The sequence below is a fragment of the Paenibacillus fonticola DSM 21315 genome (assembly GCF_000381905.1).
In the GTDB taxonomy this organism is placed as follows: domain Bacteria; phylum Bacillota; class Bacilli; order Paenibacillales; family Paenibacillaceae; genus Fontibacillus; species Fontibacillus fonticola.
Genome location: NZ_KB907256.1, coordinates 169545 through 176559 on the forward strand (window position 1 = coordinate 169545; position 7015 = coordinate 176559).

The 7015-nt window shown below is 44.9% G+C and carries 7 protein-coding genes; 4 read left to right on the forward strand and 3 right to left on the reverse strand.

Annotated features, from left to right (window positions below; genetic code table 11):
• Positions 1–232: 232 nt before the first annotated feature.
• Together G358_RS0114005 and csaA are read left to right on the forward strand one after the other, a co-directional pair.
• A complete protein-coding gene (locus G358_RS0114005; RefSeq protein ID WP_019637866.1) occupies positions 233–1429 on the forward strand; it encodes a helix-turn-helix domain-containing protein in 1197 nt (398 codons plus the stop codon).
• Between the two features lie 317 nt (positions 1430–1746).
• A complete protein-coding gene (gene csaA / locus G358_RS0114010; protein WP_019637867.1) occupies positions 1747–2076 on the forward strand; it encodes a chaperone CsaA in 330 nt (109 codons plus the stop codon).
• Positions 2077–2288: 212 nt separating this feature from the next.
• On the opposite strand, the gene G358_RS0114015 is transcribed toward csaA, so the two are convergent.
• Complete coding sequence (locus tag G358_RS0114015) at positions 2289–2717, reverse strand: MarR family winged helix-turn-helix transcriptional regulator (RefSeq protein ID WP_019637868.1); 429 nt, start codon at positions 2715–2717, stop codon at positions 2289–2291.
• A 141-nt stretch (positions 2718–2858) separates the two neighbouring features.
• On the opposite strand from G358_RS0114015, the gene G358_RS0114020 reads away from it, so the two are divergent.
• Positions 2859–3446 (forward strand): NAD(P)H-dependent oxidoreductase, encoded by a 588-nt coding sequence (locus tag G358_RS0114020; RefSeq protein ID WP_019637869.1) that lies wholly within the window; start codon positions 2859–2861, stop codon positions 3444–3446.
• Between the two features lie 54 nt (positions 3447–3500).
• Here the strand turns inward: G358_RS0114020 and G358_RS0114025 are convergent, their stop codons facing one another.
• Positions 3501–4148: a PBECR4 domain-containing protein gene (locus G358_RS0114025; protein WP_019637870.1), complete on the reverse strand. Its 648-nt coding sequence runs from the start codon at positions 4146–4148 to the stop codon at positions 3501–3503.
• A 436-nt stretch (positions 4149–4584) separates the two neighbouring features.
• The gene (locus tag G358_RS0114030; RefSeq protein ID WP_019637871.1) at positions 4585–4923 is read right to left on the reverse strand and encodes a helix-turn-helix domain-containing protein; all 339 of its coding nucleotides are present in this window, start codon (positions 4921–4923) and stop codon (positions 4585–4587) included.
• Between the two features lie 223 nt (positions 4924–5146).
• On the opposite strand from G358_RS0114030, the gene G358_RS0114035 reads away from it, so the two are divergent.
• Positions 5147–6559, forward strand: a complete 1413-nt coding sequence (locus G358_RS0114035) for a hypothetical protein (RefSeq protein WP_019637872.1) — start codon at positions 5147–5149, stop codon at positions 6557–6559.
• Positions 6560–7015 lie beyond the last annotated feature (456 nt).

Genomic DNA, 7015 nt, shown 5'->3' on the forward strand with positions numbered 1-7015 from the left:
ACATCTGTTATTCCAATGGAATTACTGTGTCTTTAGATTTGTTATGCATCTTATCATCGGGACCAAAGAAGCGTCAAGACATTACGGACCGATGAGGAGCTATGAGGAACAATGAGGGAGATTGAGGAATGGAAGCTACAAATGAGTTGTTTCGGAGGAAAGAATTAGTTTACAATGATAAAAATCACATTATTCACATTAATTTTATCGGATTATAGTGGAGGTGGGAGGGATGACCCAGAGCGGGTTGCGTTTGATTACGCTGCAGGAGGCAATGAATCTCTTTGGCGTAAGCCGGGCGACGATTGACCGCTGGCGGCAAACGAAAGGATTGCCGTATATTAAGATCGGCAAGGAGGTATTTATCGATTCGGTGCAACTGCAGGGGTGGGTGCGCGGCTTTACTTATGAGCAAAGCCAGCCGGAACCGGAGAAGAAGGAAAACGGGCCGGTCAGGGTGGGGGTCGGCTATCAAAGCGGAACCGCTCATATGTGGAGCGCGCTCCTGATCAAGGAGGCTGGTTTTTTCGAAGAAGAGCTTAGCCGCCTTTTCCCGGGGCGGCATGCCGAAGTCGATTGGTATAACGGCAGCAGCGGTATTGAACTGGTGGAAGGGCTGATTATGGGACGTATTCAAATCGCCTCATTGGGTGATTATCCTATTCAAATCGCCCATAAATTGAGTGAAATGCTGCCCTCTTTTCAATCCGTGCTGCTTGCCTTCGATGGCAAGACTTCAAACGGGAAGGGTATTTCGATTGTAGTTCCACCGGGCTGCCTGATTCAGCGATTTGAGGATCTTGAAGAGAGGGAGATATTTACAGTGCCGCATTCGAGTGCAAGCTCCCGGTTGGAGCGGCTGCTGACTGCCGCCGGGCACAAAGCGGCCGGCCGCCAAATCGTGGCGAAGCCTATGCGTGAAAGCATGGAACGGATGATGAGCTGCAAAGCTGGCGCATGTGCGATGTGGGAGCCTTATCCGAGTCTGCTTCAGGATGCGGGAGCGGGGAAAATACTGTTCGAGGAAGGGATCGGCGAAGATTACTTGACCGGCGTTGTCGCGAACAAGGCATGGGCGGCTGCCCATCCGGCAATGACCACTGCCTATCTGAAGGCTCATCTGAGAGCCCATCAGCTGATCCGGGCACATGTAGACAAGGCGGTGACGCTGATCCACCGCTCCACGGGGGTTCCTGAAAGAACCGCGGCCAAGGTTCTGCAGCGGGTTCGTTGGGACGCAGCGATTTATGAGCGCGACCTGCATACTTTGCATAAGCTGGATGCGCCTGATGCTGATCCCAAGGATCGTGAAACCTCTCCATTCCATGTTGAGACGGCGTATTTGCAGGCTGCTGTAAAACACGTGAGGCTGCCTGCCGTCCCCGATGCTCCCATCCGGGGAGAATGGTCCTCTGCGGCTGTGTATTAAGATGGCTTCTCCGGTGACGTTCTCCGGTGACGGGGGGCGTTGCCGGGGAAGTCTGAATTACGGCAAATTTATGGATTGGAGGCGATATAACTTAAATGATATATCGAGCTATCAGTGGATGATCCCCGTCCTGCATGGCAGGGGCAAGGTTTAGAAGGGATGCTGTTATTTTTGAAATACATAAATAGGAGAAATATCGGTGTGTCAAGGATTAAAAGGGGACAGAACGGCAAGGATTATGGGAGCGCAGCGTCGAAGTAAGAGCACTACAAGGCATTCGTGTGCCCCATCTGTAAAAATTGGAGTGAGTAATTTAAGTGGCAACGATAGAGGATTTTTTGAAGTTGGATATTCGTATAGGCACCGTGATCAAAGCAGAGCCTTTCCCGGAAGCGCGAAAACCTGCGATAAAACTAGAAATTGATTTCGGCGAGATCGGCATCAAGCGTTCTTCTGCGCAAATCACGAAAAGATATGAACCGGAGCAGCTTATAGGCCGGCAAGTGGCGGCCGTAGTCAACTTTCCAGTCAGGCGGATTGCCGGTTTTGCATCGGAAGTGCTGGTCATTGGGGGTGTGCCGGGAGAAGATGACGTCGTACTATTACAACCAGATCAGCCCGTTAAAAATGGTACGCCCATTGCTTAGCTACCTTTCGTAAAACATTTCATTCAACGATAAGATCTAACGTAAGCTGAATAAAAAGAATGAATAAAAAGAGCCTAGCGGCATTGCCGTCAGGCTCTTCGGATTACGTTCTCAATAGCACCTGATTATTCGCCTCGTCCCGGCGGACACGGCTGTATTCACGTCAGTAGAGGCTTAGGCTTAGTTGCGTAGGTTGGCACACTCTTTTTTCCTCAATAAAATACCTTCTGATGAATCACATCCAGCGCACGATCAATTTCCTGCAGCTCTTCCTCAGAAAGATTCGCAATCCGCTCTTTAAATTGGGACTCTATACGTCCAAACGCATCGTTCATCATCGTCTCCCCTTGCTTAGAAAGCCGAATATATTGCTTGCGCCGGTCTTTCTCGTCCGTGACCTTGTCGCATAGCTGTTTCTCGCTTAACTTTCGAAGCTCCCGGCTGGTATTTGGCATGGAAATATGCAGGCATTCGCTGATCTTGCTTAGTGTCACCGGCTGGCTGATTGCAATGAATTCAAGCATTTTATATTGAAGGGGGGTAATATCTTCAGATCTAACATCTTTGGTCATATCATTCGTGATTTGATGCACAGACGCTATAAAAGCCACGAGCTTTTGGAATAATGCACCTTTGTCCACAGGATCACCTCAACAAACACGATAGCAAAATGATTGTCATAAAACAATTATCATTTAATAATTATCATTTGACAATTAAATTAGGTATGTGATAATCTTTGCTTATCATTTGATAAGTAAAAGTTGAAGGGGCGTTTGGCCATGAAACTATTAATTGTATTTACGCATCCGAATCCTCAGAGCTTGAATTATGCATTTTTACAGGAGGTCATCCGGGGCAGTCAGGAGAATGCGGCAATTGAAGAAATGAAGGTGCTTGATCTGTATGAAGAAGGCTTTAATCCGGTGCTGGTGTTCAATGAACATAAGCGGAGGAGAGATATGCATCTTGATCCGGATCTCGCTCCCTATAGGGAGCAGCTTATGTGGGCGGACAAGATTGTATTTATTTATCCGATCTGGTGGGGGCGTCCTCCAGCGATGCTGCTCGGATATATTGACCAGATGTTTGCTTCAGGGTTTGCGTATAGAGATAAAGGCGGAATCTTTCCAGAGGGATTGCTAAAAGGGAAGTCCGTCGTTTGTATTTCTACAATGATGGGGCCGACCAGCTATCCGCTATTCTGGTTGAACAACGCCCACAAAACGTTAATGCGCAAAGCACTGTTTAACTATGTCGGCATCAAGAAGGTGAAGTTTTTTGAGTTCGGCAGCATGGAGAGTCCGCGGGGCAAGCAAAAGGAGAAGCTGGAGAGGGTGTATCGTTTTTTCAGGGAAGTGGCAAATTAAAGAGGCCCGATATCCGAAAGAAATTGGTACGAATGATCATCCCTTGGGATTTATTTATGATGCTGGATCAACACTTGAGTTAGATAGTGACTTGTTAATTTTTTTGGCCTTTACAACCTTAAAAGGAGATCTACCTTTAATGAATTTGCTTCCATCGTTAGTCTCATTAATCCGTTCAATAAAGTAAGTCTTTGGGAAAAACCTTGTGGTTTTTTCATCCTCATCGATACCTAAATGTACATATGCCTCTTCGGTTGATAAGTAGGCCAGTAGTTTGGCTTTGATGAAGGTATCATTCTTTTCAGTAATGAAATCCAATAAAATTTCCGGTGAACTCACGACTTGAGGGAGCAGATAAAAAAAGATGAGCTTGTCCTTAATAAAATTAAAACGTCCTTTGTTAAGATTTTTCAAATGTTTTATGGTAATTAGTCCATTTTGAATATTGTTGTAACCTTCAACTCCAAAATACTTGTAAAGTTCTTTGTGTTTAACAGTACCTTTAGCCATTTTTTCGATACCGAGTAAATGGCAAAGATGCTTTTTTTCAAACTCCAAATTAACAACTACTCCATTATCTAATTCAAACACATAATAATATCGCTCTAGAAATTTCTCGTAATACTGTTGTAGCAATTCTAGGGATATTTCATCTATTTTAGGTTTATGAGTTAGCATTGAAAGTGCTGAAACGCTAAGCATATGGTATTTCCTCCATTTATATAAAAAAGCTCTGATGTGTATGTCTACATCAGAGCTAAGAAGGTGTGGTAAGACGACAAGAGTCTCCGTGTCTTATTTAACGTCCCCACGGCGTGGAATCGGAGGTCGCCTCCCCGATGATCATAAACGATCCTTGTATTACTATTATCCATTATATGTGAAATTAATACATTATGTCAATGAATACATTCATTCTGTTGAAGCACATATGACGGATTGTAAAAGTATATATACTGCTTACTCCTCTTCCGACAACATCTCCTTAATCACTCGATAAACTTTACGTTGAGTCCGTTCGTCCTATTGTAGCAGCAAATTTTTGCTGTCCCAAACCCACTTCTTGGATTGGAGAAAGGATTCATGTTCATTGTCAAATAACTGCTCGATAGATAGATCAAGGGCAGTAAGTACAGATCTATTCTTTGTGTAACTCCATAGCAGAAATAATATCTTTGGTTATTTTCGTAATTATGGCTATTTCCTCCGCGCTTCTATTGCTAATTAGACTTACATGCTCATGGAGCAAAATATGCTTATCGGATTTGTCTTCGTGGCGGAATAATTCCCATGCGGGTACATCTAAGGCAGTCACAATTTTTTCTAACGTCTCTAAAGAGATATTTCGATCTCCTCGCTCTACACCGCCAATATAGCTATAGTGTAAAGTTGCGGCTTCTGCAAGCTGCTCCTGGGTCCAGTTCTTCGACTTTCTTAGTTCACGGATTCGATTACCGACACTTTCAGGTAAGTTCATGAATACCACCTCAGTTCTAAGGTTAGGTAAGGCAGGTAGTCAATAACAGATAAACAAACTAAGGAAATATACACAAAAACAGTACTTAAAAGTACAATTTATGTTGACCAGCACAACAAAAAAATATACAATTAGGATGAAATGGATAAAAAAGGGGATACAAATTCATATCAATACACTGTCATAAGTAAATTCTTATTCCCCTGGGAAAGGAGGTTCATCCATGCAACCAACAACCTCAGTCCGGCAGCTATTGGAGAATTACATTAAAGAGAAGGGACTATCGCTTCATCAATTTTCGGAAATTTCCGGTGTTAATGCCGGAACACTGAGCGGCCTCATTAATCACCGGAAGCGGATGTCGATGCTTCAGTTGGATCGTATTAGTGCAGGTATGGGGCTTGCGGAAGGCAGCTTATACGAATTATATGTCGAGGAATGCCTGGCAGAATCCTCGCCGGATTGGCGCAGGCTGAGATCGCTGCTTATGCGCTGCGCAGAGCTGGACAAGTTGGATTGTATCCAGCGGATTATTTTTGCCATCATGGACAATTTGACGTATGTCCCACATCTTTTTGAACTGGCAGAGCAGTGGTATCTAATAGGCAGAACAAAAGCCGCAGCACTGTTGTACCAGTGTGTTGCCGAAAGTGAGAAGTACCAGCACTCGGAACGATTAGCCCTTTGTCAGTATCGTTTATTTACGATTCATCTTGGGAACGACCGGGAAGCCAATATATCTTTGGCGGCTTCTTTTGAGCCTTATGTAGAACGTTTGGCAGAAGCGAACCGATTGGATGCACTCAAGGATTTGGCAGACACCTATGCCGCGAATCAGCGTTGGACTAAAGTCGAACAACTGGCGGAGGAAATGGGGAGTAAGGCGGCTATCCAATACAGACTTGCTCTTGGTGCAAATCAGCGTAGGAACCTTGATCCTGAATCGTCTCAAGAGAGGATGCACAGGCCCCTGCTTTTCTATATCCTTTACGCTTATCTGTTGAGGGCTAACGTTTGTGAGGCGCGTGGAGATTATAGGCAAGCCTTGAACTATGTATCGTTATACACGGATCTAAACTGGGTGCAAAGCTGCAGTGAGACAGAGCGCATCATTATAGAACAATTTAAGGAATGGGGCCGGGCTAATGCATGTCTGTATCGGCTGATGTCCGGCGAGGTAAAGGTTCTGCCGGAATACGTCAATTATCTGGCTTCCCATCATAGTGAGAAAGTTCCTGCCTTGTTAAAAATCATGGAGGCGGCTAACCGCCATTATTTTCAGGTGGACGACATTTTGGAGCGTTTCGGCTCGCATTTGAAATTTGCAGGACGTGAGCACGCCTTCGGGGATTACCATGCTGGGATCGCAGCAGATCAACAAACGCGTTTGTTATGTGAACTGGCGGCCTACTATTTATCTACTGAACGGGTTGAGACCGGGATGAACTACATTATGGCCTGTCTGGAGACCTGTGCTGCATTTTACAGTGAAGCGGTAGTCCTCCGGTGCGTGGGGTTATTTGAGAAGTATCGGACATGGGCAACGCCGGAGAGAAAGAAGCAGTACACAAATCTAATAAGTGAGGTGCAAAGGAAACATGAGGAAAAAAGGAGCTTTACCGCTGATTGTGTGTAGTTTTGTGCTAATTTTGACGGTATCTTCTGGAGCGAGTGGCGTAACCGGTGCAATGTTTTACGAGTCTATTATGAAGCCATTTATTCATGGTCTGGGTGGATGATTAGCTGAAGAGTGGACAGAGATGTAGGAAGGAGAAATGTTCACATTTCTCGTACCATCCAAATATTGAAAACCACTGTTGTATGATTCTAGCTATGATGAACGATAAACAGACAGCCCTCCACATTGCTACATCTCGTAGGTTAAAATGGAAAGTGGAAAGACCAACCATTTCAGAGCTACATAGCAAAGGAGAGCTGATACTATGCAGTCTATCACAAAATTCGTCGGTTTAGATGTATCCAAAGAAAAAATTTCGGTGGCCATTGCGGATTCAACCGGGGAAGCCCCTCGCTATTACGGGAGCATTCCACATTCGGCGGCGGCACTTCGTAAACTCATCAAAGAACTGGG

Excerpts from the sequence above, each read along its gene's own strand:
- G358_RS0114005 (WP_019637866.1), top strand. The coding sequence starts at position 233 with ATGACCCAGAGCGGGTTGCGTTTGATTACGCTGCAGGAGGCAATGAAT.
- G358_RS0114020 (WP_019637869.1), top strand. The coding sequence starts at position 2,859 with ATGAAACTATTAATTGTATTTACGCATCCGAATCCTCAGAGCTTGAAT.
- G358_RS0114025 (WP_019637870.1), bottom strand. The coding sequence starts at position 4,148 with ATGCTTAGCGTTTCAGCACTTTCAATGCTAACTCATAAACCTAAAATA.
- G358_RS0114030 (WP_019637871.1), bottom strand. The coding sequence starts at position 4,923 with ATGAACTTACCTGAAAGTGTCGGTAATCGAATCCGTGAACTAAGAAAG.
- G358_RS0114035 (WP_019637872.1), top strand. The coding sequence starts at position 5,147 with ATGCAACCAACAACCTCAGTCCGGCAGCTATTGGAGAATTACATTAAA.